The organism is Microbacterium protaetiae (assembly GCF_004135285.1).
Classification (GTDB): Bacteria; Actinomycetota; Actinomycetes; order Actinomycetales; family Microbacteriaceae; genus Microbacterium; species Microbacterium protaetiae.
This window is the reverse complement of record NZ_CP035494.1, coordinates 1,470,199-1,485,789: the sequence shown is the minus strand read 5'-3', so window position 1 is coordinate 1,485,789 and position 15,591 is coordinate 1,470,199. Positions and strand designations below refer to the sequence as shown.

Here is a 15,591-nt window from a genome sequence, read left to right as displayed (position 1 = left end):
CCGCACGGCACCGGGATGCTTCGCTGAGAGTGCGCCTGACGGACGTGGATGCGGGTCTCACCCGTTCCCGCGCCCGTCGGGCGCACTCTCATCGGGCGAGGGCTCGTCCGACGCCGGCGCGATGGTCGGGGTCGGCGAGGTCGGCGTCGTCGTCGGGTCGCCCACCTCGTCACCGGCAGCGCGATCGGCGAGCTCATCGACCACCATCGACGGCCGGTCGATGCGGCCGTTGCGGTACGCCTGCCGCCCGACCATGTGCGCCGACAGCGGCGCGGTCGCCAGCTGAATGAGCACGACCGGCACCAGGAACGCCGTCACCGGCCACGACCGCAGCGCAAGGGCGATGGCCAGGCAGATGAGCATGAGGCCGAGCACCTGCGGCTTGGTCGCCGCGTGCAGCCGGGTGGGCACGTCGGTGAAGCGGGCGACGCCGATCGCCGCGGTCAGGCACAGCAGGGCGCCGATGAGCACCAGCACCACCGAGACCACGTCCAGTGCGGCATCCATCACTGTCCGCCTTTCCGCGCCACGAACCGGGCTATCGCGATCGAGCCGAACACGCCGATCGCCGCGATGATCAGCAGCACCGGCAGCGTCTTGGTGTGGTGATTGATCACCATGTCGGCGCCGAGAATGCACAGCACCTCGGTCAGCAGCACGTCGGCGGCCACCGCCCGGTCGAGGATCGACGGACCCCGCACGATGCGCCACAGCGCCAGCAGGGCCGCAGCGGCGAAGACCAGGTAGATGATCCACACCATGACGGTCATCTCTCACCTCCGGCATCCCGGCGCAGCGCGTCGAGCTGGGCGCGAGAACCGACCGCCCGCACGATGCGCTCCTCCCAGTGCAGCACCCCGCGGCGCTGCTTCTCAACGTCATCGAGCGAATGCACGCCGATGAAGTGCAGGTAGATGATGCGCTGATCGCGGTCGGTGTGCACGACCAGCGAACCGGGAATGAGGGATGCCGTGACCCCGACGTGCGTCATGATGAGGTCGTCGTCGGTGCGCAGTTGTACCGCGATGATCGCCGAGCTCGGCTGGTGGCGCCAGTCGACGGCCTGCCAGGCGACCGTGAGCGAGCCGATCACGACGTTGGCGAGGAACTCGACGATGTAGACAAGCCCCCACCAGAGGTTGATCCGGCCCGACAGCTCGACCGGCGGCAGCCGGAAGACCCGGGTCACGAACAACGCCACGATCAGGCCGGTGACGGCGGCCAGCACCGTGAACTGGCCCCACAGCAGCATCCACAGGGCGATCAGCCACACGAAGAATGGCAGCTGACGCCAGAGCGACTTCAGAGCATTCATTCTGTCGCCTCCTCGTCGAGCTGCGTGACGTGCACCGGGTGAGCGATGCCGTCGCCGATGCGCGTGCACAGATCGTAGAGGGGCCCGGCGAACACCGTCAGAGCCAGGGTCACCGCGACCATGCCCGCCGTGGCCGCCGTCATGATGCGGGGAATGGCCCGGCGCTCGCTCTGCTCGGCGGCCGCCGGGGCGCCCTTCAGGTATGCGACCCGGTCGAGCGTCTCGATCTCGGCCTCGTCGGGCTCGTCGTTCTCGCGCCAGAACGAAAGGTTCCAGGCGCGCATGAGTGCATACAGCGTCAGCAGCGAGGTGACGATGCCGCCGACGATGAGCACCATCATCAACGGCGTGCCCACCCGCGCGGCCGCATCGAAGAGCGCGTACTTGCCGATGAAGCCCGAGAACGGTGGCAGCCCGCCGAGGTTTATCGCCGGAATGAAGAACAACACGGCCAGCACCGGCGCTGCGCGCATGAGTCCCTTCACGCGCAGGATCGACGTCGACCCGGCGCGACGCTCGATGAGTCCGACCGCGAGGAACAGCGTGGTCTGCACCACGATGTGATGCACGATGTAATACGCCACGGCGCCGAATCCGGCGGGGGTGGCGATGGCCAGGCCGAAGACCATGTAGCCGATATGGCTGACCAGCGTGAACGAGAGGATGCGCTTGAGCTCGGCCTGTGCGAGCGCGCCGAGAATGCCGATCACCATCGTGGCGAGGCCCACGATCAGCAGCAGCGTGTTCACGTTGCTCGACGGGAACAGCTGCGTCTCGGTGCGGATCATCGCGTACACGCCGACCTTGGTCAAAAGACCCGCGAACACCGCGGTGACCGGGGCCGGCGCAGTGGGGTACGAGTCGGGCAGCCAGAACGAGAGCGGAAACACCGCTGCCTTTATCGCGAAGGCGATGAGCAGCATCAGGTGCAGCACGAGTTGAGTGGATGCCGGCAGCTCGGCCATCCGCTCGGCGATCTGGGCCATGTTCACGGTGCCGACGGCCGCATAGATCATCGCGATGGCCGCAAGGAACAGAATCGACGACACCAGCGAGACGACGATGTAGACGACCCCGGTGCGGATGCGCGATTCGGTGCCGCCGAGGGTGATCAGCACATACGAAGCCACCAGCAGGATCTCGAACCCGACGTACAGGTTGAAAAGGTCGCCGGCGATGAAGGCGTTGAAGATGCCCGCCGCGAGGATGAGGTAGGTCGGATGGAAGATCGTGACGGGCGTGTCATCGTCGCCGTCGGCGTAGCCCTGACCCACCGAGAACAGCAGCACCGCCAGCAGCACGACCGCCGAGACGCCCACCAGCAGAGCCGAGAGCCGGTCGACGTACAACACGATGCCGAACGGAATGGGCCAGCCGCCCACCGAGACCGCGACCGGCGAACCCGAGGCATCCACCGCCAGCAACAGCACAGCTGCGATCACCACGACCGCCGAGAGGGTGACAACGGATGCCGCTATCTGCAGCCGGCGGTGGCGGCCGGCCACTAGCGCCACGGCGGCGCCCAGCAGCGGCAGCGTGACCAGCAGCGGGATCAGCGCGTTCATGCGTCGTCGCCTTTGTCGTGGGGGGCGTCACTCTGGTCGGTGGGAGCGTCGCTTCGGTTGGTGGGAGCGTCGCTTCGGTTGGTGGGAGCGTCGCTCTGGTCGGTGGGAGCGTCGTCGTCGATCGCGGGATTGTCGGCATGATGCAGCACGGTGATCGGCGAAGTGGTGACATCGACGAAGTCCGACGAGATCTCGTCGTCGGCGTCTTCGACTTCGACCTCGTCGTCGAGCGCGTCTTCATCGGCGACGTGGTCGGGGCCGCGCAGGGCGACGTCGTCTTCGTCGTCGGTGACCGTGTCGGCCTGGCCGAGCTGCCAGGAGCGATAGATCAGCGCGAGCAGAAACGCCGACACGGCGAACGTGATGACGATGGCGGTGAGGGTCAGCGCCTGCGGCAGCGGGTCGCTCATGTCGTCTTTGTCTGCCTCGCCGAAGAACGCCGGCAGCCCCGGTTCGCCCATGACGATCAGCAGCAGCAGGTTGGCCGCATTGCCCAGCAGCAGAAACCCGATCAGCACCCGGGTCAGGCTGCGCTCGAGCATCGCGTAGACGCCGCACGCGAACAGAACCGCCATGATGACGATGAGGATGCCGCTGGCCGTCATGGCGCCACCCCTTCGGCGGGCGCATCCTGCTGCGCGGTCAGCTGCCGGTCGACCTCGGCGCCCAGGCTGCGCAGCACGTCGAGCACGAGACCGATGACCACCAGGTATACGCCGATGTCGAAGATCGTCGACGTGACGAACTCGATGTGCCCGAGCACGGGGATGTCGGCCTCGAAGACGGCGCTGGTCAGTGGCGCGGCGCCGAAGATGAGTGGCACCAGCGCGGCGATGACGGCCAAGATCATGCCCGCGCCCAGCAGGCGCCCGGCGTCGGCGGGTGCCGCAGCGCCCAGCTCGTAGCGACCGCCCGCGATGTAGCGCATGACCAGCGCCATGCCGGCCACCAGGCCTCCGGCGAATCCACCGCCGGGCAGGTTGTGCCCGGCGAACAGCAGATAGATCGACGCGATCATGATCGTGTGGAAGAGAATTCGTACGATCACCTCGAGCATGATGGAGCGCTCGGCCGGCCGCACCCGTCCGCCGCCGACGAGCCAGGCGCGCTTGCCCGCCGCGCCCGACGACTCCCGCCGCAGGCCGTCGGCGGTCTCCACCAGCGGGCGCCGCGCGCCGCGCACGCCCTCGGGCAGCGCCGACAGCGACGACAGCAGATCGGCGCGGTGGGTGACGAAGACGAGCGATGCCACACCCGTGGCCGCCAGGATCAGCACCGACAGCTCGCCCATGGTGTCCCAGCCGCGCAGGTCGACCAGGGCGACGTTGACGACGTTCTTGCCGTGGCCGAGCCGGTAGGCCAGTTCGGGGAAGGTGTCGGAGATCGGCGCCTTCTCGCGCGCGCCCGTGGCCACCACCGCAACGGCCGCCATGACAAGGCCCACCGCGGCGCCCAGAACAGCGCGTGCCACCGGCCACACCGACGCGTTGTGCGCGCCCATCCGCGCGGGGATGCGGCGGAGCACGAGGGCGAAGGCGACCATTGTCACGGTTTCGACGAGCACCTGGGTCAGTGCCAGATCGGGGGCACCGCTCGTGGCGAACAGCAGGATCATGCCCAGGCCCGTCACCGAGACCAACACGACGCCGGTGTAACGCTTGCGCGCGCGCACGGCGACCAGTCCGGCGATGATCATGAGCGGGGCGACGAACACCTGCATGGGTGATTGCCAGGCATCCAGCTGCGTGCGCCAGCTCGGGCTCGCCAGCAGCGCGGTGCCCTCGGCGGCGACGAACACGACGAAGATGGTGCCGACGTAGATCGGCAGCGATCCGCGCTGGGTGACCCGGGTCACCGCGACCGAGAGCCGTGCGATGCCGCGCAGCGTCGCGTTGTACGCCTCGGCGGCGGTGAACGGCAGCACGCGCCGACGTTCCTCCCAGCCGATGGCCCGGGCGCCGGCGAACACGAGCGCCCCGCCGACCAGCGTGGCCAACGACACCCAGAGCGCCGGAGTGAACCCGTGCCAGAGTGCGAGGTGCTCGTGCCCCCCACCGGGCACGGTGTCGGCGTAGCCCGCCAAGGCGGAATCCAGCCACGGCGCGGCGAAGCCCGCGAGCAGCGAGAGCGCCGCCAGCACCACCGGCGGCAGAGCGAAGCCCGCCCGCGGAACCGGCCATTCCGTTCTCGGCATATCTTCACCGGCCGGTGTCGTCTTGCGCCAGAACGCACCCCAGACGAACCGGATGCCGTAGGCGGCCGTCAAGACCGATCCTGCGATGACGCCGACCAGAGCGACGATGTCCCAGCCATCGGCGGGAACCAGAATCGCCCCCAACACGCTCTCTTTCGCGACGAAGCCGATGGCCGGGATGACCCCGGCCATCGAGCACACGGCGATGATCGATGCGGTGGCCAAGATCGGCGCCTGACGGCCCAGGCCCGAGATCTCGCGGATGTCGCGGGTCGACAGCTGCCGGTCGATGACACCGACGATCAGGAACAGGCACGACTTGAACAGCGCGTGGCTGACCAGCAGCGCGAGCCCGGCGAGCGCGGCATCCCGCGTGCCGTAGCCGAGCACGACGGTGAGAAAACCGAGCTGGCTGACCGTGCCGTAGGCGAGGATCCGCTTGAGGTCGGTCTCGCGCAGCGCCTGGATGCCGCCCAGCAGCATCGTGAACGCGCCGAGCCCGAGCAGAATGGGCCGCCACGGCCCGACGAGGGCGAACGCCGGCGCCAGCCGCGCGATGAGGTAGATGCCCGCCTTCACCATGGCTGCGGCATGCAGATAGGCACTGACCGGTGTCGGCGCCGCCATCGCGCCGGGCAGCCAGAAGTGGAACGGGAAGATCGCAGATTTGCTCAGCGCCCCTACGAGAATGAGCACTATTGCGGCGTCGACGACAGGCCCGGTCGGGGCATCGGCAATGATGCCCGACAGACTCGTCGTGCCCGCCTGGATGACCAGCAGCACGACGCCGATGAGCATGACCAGGCCACCGATCGTCGTGACCAGCAGCGCTTGCAGCGCCGATCTGCGGCTCGCGCCGCGGCGGTGGTAGAAGCCGATGAGCAGATAGCTGAGAACGCTGGTGACCTCCCACAGCATCACCAGCACGACCATGTCGTCGGTCAGGACCAGTCCGTACATCGCGCCGGCGAACCCGAGCAGCACCGCGGCGAACTGCGCCACGCCCTCGAGGTGGCCCTCGAAATACCAGCGGCAGTACAGCAGCACGAGAGCGCCCACGCCGGTGACGATGAGCGTGAGCACCCAGCCGAGGGTGTCCATGCGCATCGACAGGTTGATGTGCAGGCTGGGGATCCAGGCGTATGTCTCGAACGGAATATCACCACCGAGCACGGCCGGCGCCTGCAGCGCCGCATGCACGAACGCAGCGGCGGGCAGCACCGCGGCGACGTAGAACGCCCGCGCGCCGAAGAGGCGCACGGCCCACGGCAGCAGCAGCGGAACCAGGGCGAACGCCGCCAGCAGGATCAGCACACTGCGGCCTCCTCGCTGGTCGGGGGTCTGCCTCCATCCTACTTTCCGCCCCGCTCCGGCAATTCCATATGGACTTCACCAGACCACATCAATTTTCCGGAAATTTGATGTCGTCTGGGAAATTCCATATGGAATTTCCCGTCGGGAGGCGAGGCGGGATGCCGGGTCAGGCCGACGGCGCAGCGGCGGTGTTGCCGGCGCGGAACGTGCAGGTGAAGCGGAAGGATGCCGCATCCCGCCCCTCAAGCATCGCGGCGACCGCCTGCCCGGCCGCACGGCCCTTGTCGGCAGCCGGCTGAGCCATCGTCGTCAGCTCGTACGGGGCCAGGCCATCCACGCTCACGCCGTCGAACCCGGTCACGGTCACGTCGTGCGCAACCCGCAGCCCGGCCTCTTCAGCAGCGCGGATCACGCCCGCCGCGAGCATGTCGCTCTGCGCGATGACGGCGGTCGGGCGACCGGCCGGGTCGGCAAAGAGCACCCGCCCGGCGATGAGCCCCTCGTCGATCGAGCTTCCGGCGGCGGCCAGGGCACCGGCATCCGGGAACACGTCGCGGAATCCCGCGAGCCGGTCGCGGGTGACGTCGACGGTGAACTGCTGATCGACGGGAATCCAGCCGCGACGCCGCGAGGCATCGCACGGCAGGGTGACGGCCACGACGCGTTCGTGGCCGAGCGTGCGCACGTGCTGCGCCATCTCGCGCTGGGCGTCGCGGTTGTCCAGGTCGATCTGCGGCACGTCGGGTCCGGCATCCCCCTCGATCACCACGACCGGAATCCCGCGCGAGCGCAGGATCGCCATCGATTCGCGCAGCCCGGCATTGCAGCCCACGAGCACCGCCGCATCGAGCGGAGCCGAGACGAGCGTGGGCTCTCGATCGTCGTCGCGCAGCAGCAGCAGGCCGGCGCCCAGTGACGCGACGCCGTCGGCGACCCCATCCATCATGATGCGGGTCACCGGGTCGAGAAAGACCGTGCGCAGCGCCCCCTCGAAGACCACGCCGACGATGCCGCTGCGCCCGCGCCGCAGCGATGCCGCTCGCGGGTCGGGGCCGGTGTAATCGAGTTCGGCTGCGGCGTCGAGCACCCGCTGGCGCGTGGCGTCTGAGACGGGCGTCTTGCCGCTGAACACGACCGACGCGGTCGAGGCCGCCACCCCGGCGGCCCGGGCGACATCAGAGATGGTGGCTCTACGCGTGCTCACGCCTTGATCGTACCCGGCCCGATGATGCACGGCTCGAATCGATTCGATACACTGGCTCGATGGATCCGGTGCTCACCCGCTCGCAGCTCGTGCGCTGGCGCAATGCGATCTTCGCGATCTTCCTCGCCAGCGGGCTGAGCATCGCGACGTGGTCGGCGCGGGTGCCGGCGATCCGCGACACTCTCGGCATCACCCGCACCGACGTCGGGCTGATGCTTTTCATCGGGGGAGTCGCTTCGATTCTCGGCCTGTCGACCAGCTCGGTGATCCTCGCCCGCTTCGGTGCGCGGCGGTCGATGCTCACGCTCATGGTGGTCTTCGCCGTGGGCGTGACCACCATCGGCATCGGCACCGACGTGTTCGTGTCGTGGCCGGTGGTGACGATCGGACTCGTGCTGTGGGGCTACGGCAATGGATGCCTCGACGTGATCATGAACGTCGAAGCGGCGGCGATCGAGAAGCAGCTGAAGAAGACGATCCTGCCGCTGTTCCATGCGTTCTTCAGCTTCGGCACCGTGATCGGGGCCGGGCTGGGCACGCTCGCCATCGCCGTCGGTCTGGCCCCCGGCATCCACCTGCCCATCATGTCGGTGATCATCGTGATCATCGGCGTGATCAGCATCGTGAACGTGCCCGCGCGTGAAGCGGCGATGGATGCCTCGCCCACCGAAGAGCGCGACGGGTGGCGTGAGCGCCTGCACGTGGCGCTGTCGGCGTGGCGCGAGCCGCGCACCTATGCGCTCGGTCTGATCATGCTCGGTATGGCGTTCGCCGAGGGCGGCGCGAACGATTGGCTCGCCCTGGGCGTTGTGGACGGCCACGACGCCCCCGAGGCGATGGGTGCCGCGGTGCTGGCGACCTTCTCGGTGTGCATGACCGCGGCGCGCATTCTCGGTGGGCCGCTCGTCGACCGGCTTGGACGCGTCACGACCCTGCGTATCCTGGCCGTTCTGGCTGGTGCCGGCCTGCTGCTGTTCATCCTCGCGCCGAACCTTCCGCTGGTGTTCGCGGGGGCAGCGTTGTGGGGGCTGGGCGCGTCGCTGGGCTTTCCGCTCGGTATGTCGGCGGCGGCCGACGACCCGGCCAAGGCGGCCGCGCGGGTCAGTGCGGCCGCGACAATCGGCTATGTCGCGTTCTTGGCGGGCCCGCCCGCGCTGGGCTTCATCAGCGACCACATCGGACTGCTGAACACGCTGTACATCATCGTCGGGCTCATTGTGCTGTCGGGCTTCGCTTCGGGCGCCGCGCGCCCGATCGCGGGGTCGACGGTGGGGGCGGGGCACGCGACGCCATCAACCCGGGCCGACTGACGCGGTGGGAAATTCCATATGGAATTTCCCACACCACATCAATTTGTCGGCAGTTTCATGTGGTTTGGGAGGTTCCATATGGAATTTGCCGCTATCCGGGCAGCACCACCGGGCACGCCCGGCGGGGCGCTACGCGCGCCGCAGGGCGGATGCCTGAAACAGCGCTATCGCCACGTGCACGACACCGGTCGCCACGGCCGCGATGACGACGCCACCCCAGGCTGCGGCATCCACCCCGCCGGCCAGCATGCGCCCTAGCACCACCGTCGCGACGATGGCACCGAGGTAGCGCGTGGATTGCAGCAGCCCGGATGCCACTCCCACCGCATCGGGCGGAGCCGTGCGCCGCACCGCCTCGGTCATCACGAGGGAGCCCATGCAGTAGGGAATGCCCATGACGGCCGCCATGAGCAGCATCCACACGGGTGCGGTCGTGACGACGCCGATTCCCAGCATCCCCGCCGCCACCAGCAGCGTGCCCGCCATCGTCACCAGCACCGGCACGAGTCCGCGTTTGTCGATGGCGCGGGCAACGAGCGGAGCGATGGCGATCGTCATGCCCGACAAGGGCAGCATGAGCAGCCCGACGATGGCGGTGGAGTACCCGGCGTGCGCCTCGAGAAACTGCGGCAGTCCGAAGAAGGCGAGGTAGTACAGCGCGCTGAACACGGTGAACCCGAGATACGACAAGGTGAGGGCGCGGTTGGCGGCCAGCATCCGCACGTCGATGAACGGCGAACGAGCGCGCAGCTCGCGCCAGACGAACAGCCCGAGCGCGACGACCCCGGCTGCGACGACCGCCCACGTCGCCTCGCCGCCGGCCCCGAGCAGCGCGATCGTCAACGCCACCGCCGCGATGGCGAACGAGATGACTCCCGCCGGGTCGAGCACCCGCAGCACGGCCGAGCCGGTCACCGCTTCGCGCCGCGTGTCACGCGGAGCCAGCACCCATACGCTCACCAGTGCAGCGATGCCCAGCGGCACGTTGATCAGGAAGATGGCCGGCCACCCGGCGACGGCGATGAGGAGTCCGCCGACGACCGGGCCGAGCGCCGCCGCGGTCGTGTTCGCTATCTGAATGCGCGCGAGAAGGCGCGGCGGACTCATCCCGCCGGCCCGGGCCAGCGGACCCACCAGCGCCACCGCCGCAGGGAAGGCGACCGAGGTGCCCAGCGCCAAGATCCCCCGCGAGAGAAGAACCAGCGCGAATCCGCCCAGCGGCGCGATGACGCCGGCCACGATGACCACGACCATGCCCGCCACGAAGACGCGGCGAGCACCGAACGCATCGATCACCCGACCCATCAAGGGCTGGCCGACGATCGAGGCGATGTAGAAGAGGGTGATCACCCAGGTAACCTGCGGGGTCGTCAGCGCGAAGTCGTGCTGCAGCGAGAGCAGTGCCACCGCGATCATCGACGAGTTCAACGGGTTCAGCGTCGTGCCCAGGCTGAGGGCGGCCACGGTCAGCGTCGAGCGCCGCCGCGCGGCATCCTCTCCCTGTTCTGGCACCCCTCGATCCTCGCACTCTCGCGCGCGTTCCACCCTCACGGTCAGGCCCGTCCGGGGCACCCGGTAGTCGAGCGGGTAGGCTCGTCGGGTGCGTCTCGTGATCGCCCGCTGCGCCGTCGACTACCACGGTCGGCTCAACGCCCATCTGCCCGAAGCCACGCGGCTGCTCGTGCACAAGGGCGACGGCAGTCTGCTCGTGCACTCCGACGGCGGCTCGTACAAGCCGCTGAACTGGATGAGCCCGCCCTGCACCCTGGTGGTCGAAGAGCCAGAAGAGGATGCCGCGTCCGCCGGAGTCCTGGAGCAATGGCGTGTCACACACCGCAAGAGCGGCGACGAGCTCGTGGTGCAGATCTTCGAGGTTCTGCACGACTCCGCGCATGAGCTGGGCATCGACCCCGGGCTGCAGAAGGACGGCGTCGAAGCCGACCTGCAGCGACTGCTCGCCGAGCAGGTCGAGGTGATAGGCGACGGGCTGCAACTCGTGCGGCGAGAGTTTCCGACGGCGATCGGCCCGGTCGACCTGCTGCTGCGCAACCCAGCCGGCGGCACGGTCGCTGTCGAGGTCAAGCGTCGCGGCGACATCGACGGGGTCGAGCAGCTCACTCGCTACCTCGAGCTGCTCGATCGCGATCCGCACCTGACGCCGGTGACCGGAGTATTCGCCGCGCAGGAGATCAAGCCGCAGGCCAAGGTGCTGGCCACCGACCGCGGCATCCGGTGCGTGACTCTCGACTACGACGAGATGAAGGGCATCGAATCGGGCGCACCGCGCCTGTTCTGATCCGGGTCTGATGCGGGTCTGATCCGGATCTCATCCGGCACGCCCGACAGCACACCGGACGCCCACCAGCGGCGTTCAAAACTCAGCCCATCCGTGCGGTGAGACCCCCGAACCGGGCTCTTCCGCGCCCAGGCAGCACCACTGAGCTGAGTTTTGATCGGAGAACGGCCGGGAGCGCCGCCCCGGCACACCCGGAGCGCCACCGGCGCACACGTCGACGTGCGAGCTCAGCGGCGTTCAAAACTCAGCCCATCCGTGCGGTGAGACCCCCGAACCGGGCTCTTCCGCGCCCAGGCAGCACAACTGAGCTGAGTTTTGATCGGAGAACGGCGGGGAGCGCCACCCCGGCCCGCCCGGAGCACCGCCCCAGCACACCCGGAGCGCCGCCCTCGTCCCGCCACCCAGTACCCCACGCCCACCGCACCACGCCAACGAAGTGCCGCACACCGCACCCCGTAGGCTGGAACCATGCCTCATCGCTCGCCGTTCACCTGCATCCTGTGGGATGTCGACGGGACGATCATCGACGCATCGGAAGGCATTCTCCGCCGCCTGACCATCACGCTCGAGCATTTCGGCTTTCCGCCGCCCACCCGCGAAGAGCTCGTGCATTGGATCGGTCCGCCGATGTACGAGTCGATGCAGACCAACCTCGGGGTCACCGCCGAGCTGGCCGCCGAAGCCGTCACCTACTACCGCACCGTCGGCAAGGCCGAGGGCTATACGGCGGGAGCCCGGCTCATTCCGGGAATCGGCGAGCTCATCATCGACCTCGACGCCGCCGGCGTTCCGCAAGCGACGGCCAGCTCGAAGCCCGAGGTGCAGGTCGTCGCCCTCATGGAGTACTTCGACCTCGACACCCACCTGGTCGCCATCGCAGGTTCGACCCCCGACGAGAAGACGCTCAGCCGCAAGGCCGACATCGTCGGCGAAGCGCTGCGTCGCCTCGAGGCCGCAGGCGTCGACACGAGCCGGCCCGTGCTGATCGGCGACCGCCATCACGATGTCGACGGCGGGGTCGAACAGGGCGTTCCGGTGATCTTCGTGCGCTGGGGCTTCAGCTGGCCGCACGAGTCCGAAGGCGCACAGGCCGCCGTCGACACGGTCGACCAGCTACGCGACCTGCTCCTGCTTGCCGAGCCACTAGAGTCGGCCACCACCGCCACCAACGCCACCACCCCCGCTCCGGCCACCAACGCCGCCACCACCACTCCGGCCACTCCGGCCACCAACGCCACCGCTACCACTCCGGCCACCAACGCCACCACCACACCCACCCCGGCGTCCACCCCCACGGGCCACTGACATGTCATCCGCCGAGCTGCTCGCCGAGATCCTGCGGTGGGGCGTGCCCGCGCTGGTCGTCGTGGTGGTGGCCGGCATCGTCGTCGTCGCCATCGGCTGGGCCGTGCGTGCCGCACGGCGTTCGCCGCGTGCCCGCGCCGCAGCCGACCAGGCGCGCACGAAGGCGGGCGTCGATCTCGTGCAGCTCGACGACGCGGTGGGCGAGCTCGACCTTGAGGTGGGACTGTCGGGTGCGCTGTATGGAGGAAGCGCCCCCGCTTCGCTGCGCCGTTCGCGGATGACCGCTCAGCACGTGCGCGATGACGCTTTCGGGGTGTTCCGCACGATCTCCGATGACGACTCGCTGCTTCCCGCCGAGGTGCAGCGCCGCGCACGCCTGATCTCGACGCGTGTCGATGAGGCGATGGCTGCCATCGCCCATGCGCGCACCGAGCACGCGCAGTGGATGCAGGAGAACACCTCTGCCGCCGACCAGATCACCTCGGCCCGCGGCCGGCTGGCGACGGTGCGTGAGCAGATGGGCGACCCGAGGGCGCTGCTGGCCGAACTGCGCGAGCGCTACGACGAGGCGGAGTGGAGGGATGCCGCAGCCTCGGCGACGGCGGCTGTCGCCCATGCCGACGAAGCCGCCGAGTTGCTCGACCGGGCCGCCGCCAGTGCGAGCGATCCCTCGCGCAGCGCGCTCTCTGACCTCGCGCTGGCCGAGCGCCGCATTCGTTCCGCCCAGTCAGAGACCCGACGGCTTGAAGAAGTGCACGGCCTCATCACGCAGGCGGTGCAGTCGCTGCCGGGCGAGTTCGATGCGACGCGGTCGGCCGTGCGCCAGGCGATGGCGGTGCGTGAGCATCTCGAGCCTGACGCCGCCGCGCGTCTGGGCACGGCGATCCATGACGCCGAGTCGTCCCTGGCCGCATTGCAAAGGGATGCCGCCCGGCGGCCGACCGAGACTGTCGACGGCATCGCACGTCTGCGCGACCGGCTCGACCTCGCACTGGGCGACGCACGCACCGCACAGCAGCGGCTGCGAGGCGCGCACTCGGCCCTCACCGGCACGATCGCCGCGGCACAGTCGGCGGTGGCGCGGGCCGAGGCATCCGCCACCCGAAGCGGCGTCGATGCGCGCGTTCGCCTCGCGTCGGCGCAAGACGAACTCGCGAAGGCCCGCCAGCTGCCCGACCCTGTCGAGGCGCTCGACGCGGCACGGCGTGCCATGCGGCATGCCGAAGATGCGCAGGCCCTCGCCGCCTACGACCGCATGACATCGGGTCGGTGACGGCGAGAGCCGCGCAGTGCTGTGTTGTTACAGCGCGCGAATGTTCTCAGCCTGCAGGCCCTTGGGGCCCTGGGCGACCTCGAACTCGACCCGCTGGTTCTCCTCAAGGCTCTTGAAGCCGTTGGACTGAATGGCGCTGTAGTGCGCGAAGACGTCGGCGCCTCCCTCATCGGGGGCGATGAATCCGAAGCCCTTCTCCGCGTTGAACCACTTGACGGTGCCCTGGGTGCTCATGTACTGCCGTTCTTCTTCAGTTCCCAGCACACCGTGCGCCGGGATTTCCTCCACGCTAACGAAAGCGGGCGCGCCGCGGTTGTCTGATGTCGGATGGTGACACAAATGTTGCAGAACGGATGCCGCAGCCCCATACGATGCCCGGGCTGGGCAGATCGCCCGAACGCCCGGGCATCGACGGATCCCCCCGGATAGGTCACGCGAACGTGACCCCTCAACTCTACTGATATATCGCGGACCGCCCAGCCAGAATGACCACTTCTTCGGGTCGTGAAGCCCAACGTCTCCACGGGAACGCTCCCATCGGTCGGCGAAGACTGATATATTCCTCTGCGACTCCCCAGTGCTCTGTTATTCCCGGTCGTCCCCCGGCGATCGGACCCCCCTCGAACATAGACTTGGGCCACCCATGACCAGCGATGTTGCTTTCGCGCCGCTTGACCCCCGCGGCGCCGTCCTCGGCGACGAGGTGTACACCGTCCTCGGCGAAGCCATTCTCGACGGACGTCTCGCTCCCGGCGAGAGACTGCGCGATACCGAGCTCGCCGAGCGACTCGGCGTCTCGCGCACCCCGGTTCGCGAGGCACTGCAGCGCCTCGAACGCTGCGGACTCGTGGAGGTGTCGGCGAACCGCTGGACCCGGGTGTCGATTCCCGACGAATCGATGCTCACCGCGACGCACGAGTTCATCGTCTACACGATGGGCAACGCCGTGCGCATGGCCGTCGGGCGCTGTTCGAACGACAAGCTCGACGAACTTCTCGCCGGTGTCGACGACCTGATCGCGGCATCCCTGACCGATGACCGTCGCGAGATCTTGGGGGTCAGCGCACGATTCTTCACTCTGGTCACCTACGCGACCGGCAACCGCCAACTGCAGAGCATCCTCGAGGAGTGCGAGTTCGGTCTGCGCCGCAACCTCTACGGGTGGTCGCCGCACGTGATGGAAGAGGCCGAGCGCACGGATATGTATCGGGTGTTCCGCGACGCGGTGGCCGCGCGCGACGGCGACCGCGCCGAGCGCATCCTGCGCATGCAGCACGGCCTGGGCTGAGGGCCTCCCACTCACGACGCCGCCGGGGTAGCTTTGCGCCATGGGGCACATCGACTTGCGTGACCTTGACGACGACGACCTCGACACCGTGTTCGACATGCTGCGCGACCCCGAGGCGGTCGCAATGGCGGCGTTCACGCGGGCGGATGCTGCCGACCGGGCGTCGTTCGACGAGTGGCTGGCCCCGCGTCGCCGGTCGCCCGAGGTCTCGCTGCGCGTGGTGACCGAGCGCGGCGGCTTCGCGGGAATAGCCGCGGCGTTCACCGTGGCCGGCGACCGCGAGGTGACGGTGTGGATAGCCCGGCACGCGTGGGGGAGAGGCGTCGCCACCGAAGCGCTGCGCCTGCTGATCTCGCACGAGCCCGCGCGACCGCTTTTCGCCCGGGTGGCCGCGCACAATGTGGCCGCCGTGGCGGTGCTCGAGCGGGCGGGCTTCACCGAAGTCTCCCGCTCGCTGCAATTCGCACCGGGACTGGGCCGCGAGGCCGAAGAGCTCGTCTACGCGCTCGTTCCGGTTGTGGAGTAAC

14 protein-coding genes and 1 pseudogene are annotated in these 15,591 nt (G+C 68.8%); 6 read left to right on the top strand and 9 right to left on the bottom strand.

What is annotated here, in order from left to right:
• Positions 1–57 precede the first annotated feature (57 nt).
• The 7 genes from mnhG to ET475_RS06930 all read right to left on the bottom strand — a co-directional run bounded on the left by mnhG (position 58) and on the right by ET475_RS06930 (position 7,592).
• Positions 58–507 (bottom strand): monovalent cation/H(+) antiporter subunit G, encoded by a 450-nt coding sequence (gene mnhG, locus ET475_RS06960; RefSeq protein ID WP_129387729.1) that lies wholly within the window; start codon positions 505–507, stop codon positions 58–60.
• Positions 507–770, bottom strand: coding sequence for an MrpF/PhaF family protein (locus ET475_RS06955; protein ID WP_129387727.1), 264 nt, complete (start codon positions 768–770; stop codon positions 507–509). Before ET475_RS06955 ends, mnhG begins: the two co-directional genes overlap by 1 nt.
• Positions 767–1,315 (bottom strand): Na+/H+ antiporter subunit E, encoded by a 549-nt coding sequence (locus ET475_RS06950; RefSeq protein WP_129387724.1) that lies wholly within the window; start codon positions 1,313–1,315, stop codon positions 767–769. Before ET475_RS06950 ends, ET475_RS06955 begins: the two co-directional genes overlap by 4 nt.
• Positions 1,312–2,880 carry a Na+/H+ antiporter subunit D gene (locus ET475_RS06945; protein ID WP_129387721.1) on the bottom strand — a complete coding sequence of 523 codons (1,569 nt, stop codon included), beginning with the start codon at positions 2,878–2,880 and terminating at the stop codon, positions 1,312–1,314. Before ET475_RS06945 ends, ET475_RS06950 begins: the two co-directional genes overlap by 4 nt.
• Positions 2,877–3,485 carry a Na(+)/H(+) antiporter subunit C gene (locus ET475_RS06940; protein WP_129387718.1) on the bottom strand — a complete coding sequence of 203 codons (609 nt, stop codon included), beginning with the start codon at positions 3,483–3,485 and terminating at the stop codon, positions 2,877–2,879. Before ET475_RS06940 ends, ET475_RS06945 begins: the two co-directional genes overlap by 4 nt.
• Positions 3,482–6,388 (bottom strand): Na+/H+ antiporter subunit A, encoded by a 2,907-nt coding sequence (locus ET475_RS06935; RefSeq protein WP_129387715.1) that lies wholly within the window; start codon positions 6,386–6,388, stop codon positions 3,482–3,484. The genes ET475_RS06940 and ET475_RS06935 overlap by 4 nt, the downstream gene beginning before the upstream one ends.
• 166 nt (positions 6,389–6,554) lie before the next feature.
• Entirely contained in the window at positions 6,555–7,592 is a 1,038-nt protein-coding gene (locus tag ET475_RS06930; RefSeq protein ID WP_129387712.1) for a LacI family DNA-binding transcriptional regulator, read from the bottom strand.
• Between the two features lie 59 nt (positions 7,593–7,651).
• Between ET475_RS06930 and ET475_RS06925 the strand changes: the two genes are divergently transcribed.
• The gene (locus ET475_RS06925) at positions 7,652–8,902 is read left to right on the top strand and encodes an MFS transporter (protein ID WP_129387709.1); all 1,251 of its coding nucleotides are present in this window, start codon (positions 7,652–7,654) and stop codon (positions 8,900–8,902) included.
• Positions 8,903–9,031: 129 nt separating this feature from the next.
• Here the strand turns inward: ET475_RS06925 and ET475_RS06920 are convergent, their stop codons facing one another.
• Positions 9,032–10,414 (bottom strand): MFS transporter, encoded by a 1,383-nt coding sequence (locus tag ET475_RS06920; protein WP_242497792.1) that lies wholly within the window; start codon positions 10,412–10,414, stop codon positions 9,032–9,034.
• Between the two features lie 88 nt (positions 10,415–10,502).
• Here ET475_RS06920 and nucS point away from each other — a divergent pair, with 88 nt between their 5' ends.
• The 3 genes and pseudogenes from nucS (at position 10,503) to ET475_RS06905 (ending at position 13,776) form a co-directional block, all read left to right on the top strand.
• On the top strand, positions 10,503–11,198 hold the full coding sequence (gene nucS / locus ET475_RS06915; protein ID WP_129387705.1) for an endonuclease NucS: 696 nt from the start codon (positions 10,503–10,505) through the stop codon (positions 11,196–11,198).
• Between the two features lie 468 nt (positions 11,199–11,666).
• Positions 11,667–12,338 (top strand): annotated as a pseudogene (locus ET475_RS06910) (HAD hydrolase-like protein); the annotation flags it as partial.
• 166 nt (positions 12,339–12,504) lie between these two features.
• The gene (locus tag ET475_RS06905; protein ID WP_129387698.1) at positions 12,505–13,776 is read left to right on the top strand and encodes a coiled-coil domain-containing protein; all 1,272 of its coding nucleotides are present in this window, start codon (positions 12,505–12,507) and stop codon (positions 13,774–13,776) included.
• Between the two features lie 27 nt (positions 13,777–13,803).
• On the opposite strand, the gene ET475_RS06900 is transcribed toward ET475_RS06905, so the two are convergent.
• Entirely contained in the window at positions 13,804–14,010 is a 207-nt protein-coding gene (locus ET475_RS06900; RefSeq protein ID WP_129387695.1) for a cold-shock protein, read from the bottom strand.
• Between the two features lie 409 nt (positions 14,011–14,419).
• Here ET475_RS06900 and ET475_RS06895 point away from each other — a divergent pair, with 409 nt between their 5' ends.
• Entirely contained in the window at positions 14,420–15,064 is a 645-nt protein-coding gene (locus ET475_RS06895) for a GntR family transcriptional regulator (RefSeq protein WP_129387692.1), read from the top strand.
• A gap of 40 nt (positions 15,065–15,104) precedes the next feature.
• Positions 15,105–15,590, top strand: coding sequence for a GNAT family N-acetyltransferase (locus tag ET475_RS06890; RefSeq protein WP_129387689.1), 486 nt, complete (start codon positions 15,105–15,107; stop codon positions 15,588–15,590).
• Position 15,591: the final 1 nt, after the last annotated feature.

Coding starts and splice junctions, on each gene's coding strand:
- mnhG (WP_129387729.1), bottom strand. CDS start 507: ATGGATGCCGCACTGGACGTGGTCTCGGTGGTGCTGGTGCTCATCGGC.
- ET475_RS06955 (WP_129387727.1), bottom strand. CDS start 770: ATGACCGTCATGGTGTGGATCATCTACCTGGTCTTCGCCGCTGCGGCC.
- ET475_RS06950 (WP_129387724.1), bottom strand. CDS start 1,315: ATGAATGCTCTGAAGTCGCTCTGGCGTCAGCTGCCATTCTTCGTGTGG.
- ET475_RS06945 (WP_129387721.1), bottom strand. CDS start 2,880: ATGAACGCGCTGATCCCGCTGCTGGTCACGCTGCCGCTGCTGGGCGCC.
- ET475_RS06940 (WP_129387718.1), bottom strand. CDS start 3,485: ATGACGGCCAGCGGCATCCTCATCGTCATCATGGCGGTTCTGTTCGCG.
- ET475_RS06925 (WP_129387709.1), top strand. CDS start 7,652: ATGGATCCGGTGCTCACCCGCTCGCAGCTCGTGCGCTGGCGCAATGCG.
- ET475_RS06905 (WP_129387698.1), top strand. CDS start 12,505: ATGTCATCCGCCGAGCTGCTCGCCGAGATCCTGCGGTGGGGCGTGCCC.
- ET475_RS06900 (WP_129387695.1), bottom strand. CDS start 14,010: ATGAGCACCCAGGGCACCGTCAAGTGGTTCAACGCGGAGAAGGGCTTC.
- ET475_RS06895 (WP_129387692.1), top strand. CDS start 14,420: ATGACCAGCGATGTTGCTTTCGCGCCGCTTGACCCCCGCGGCGCCGTC.
- ET475_RS06890 (WP_129387689.1), top strand. CDS start 15,105: ATGGGGCACATCGACTTGCGTGACCTTGACGACGACGACCTCGACACC.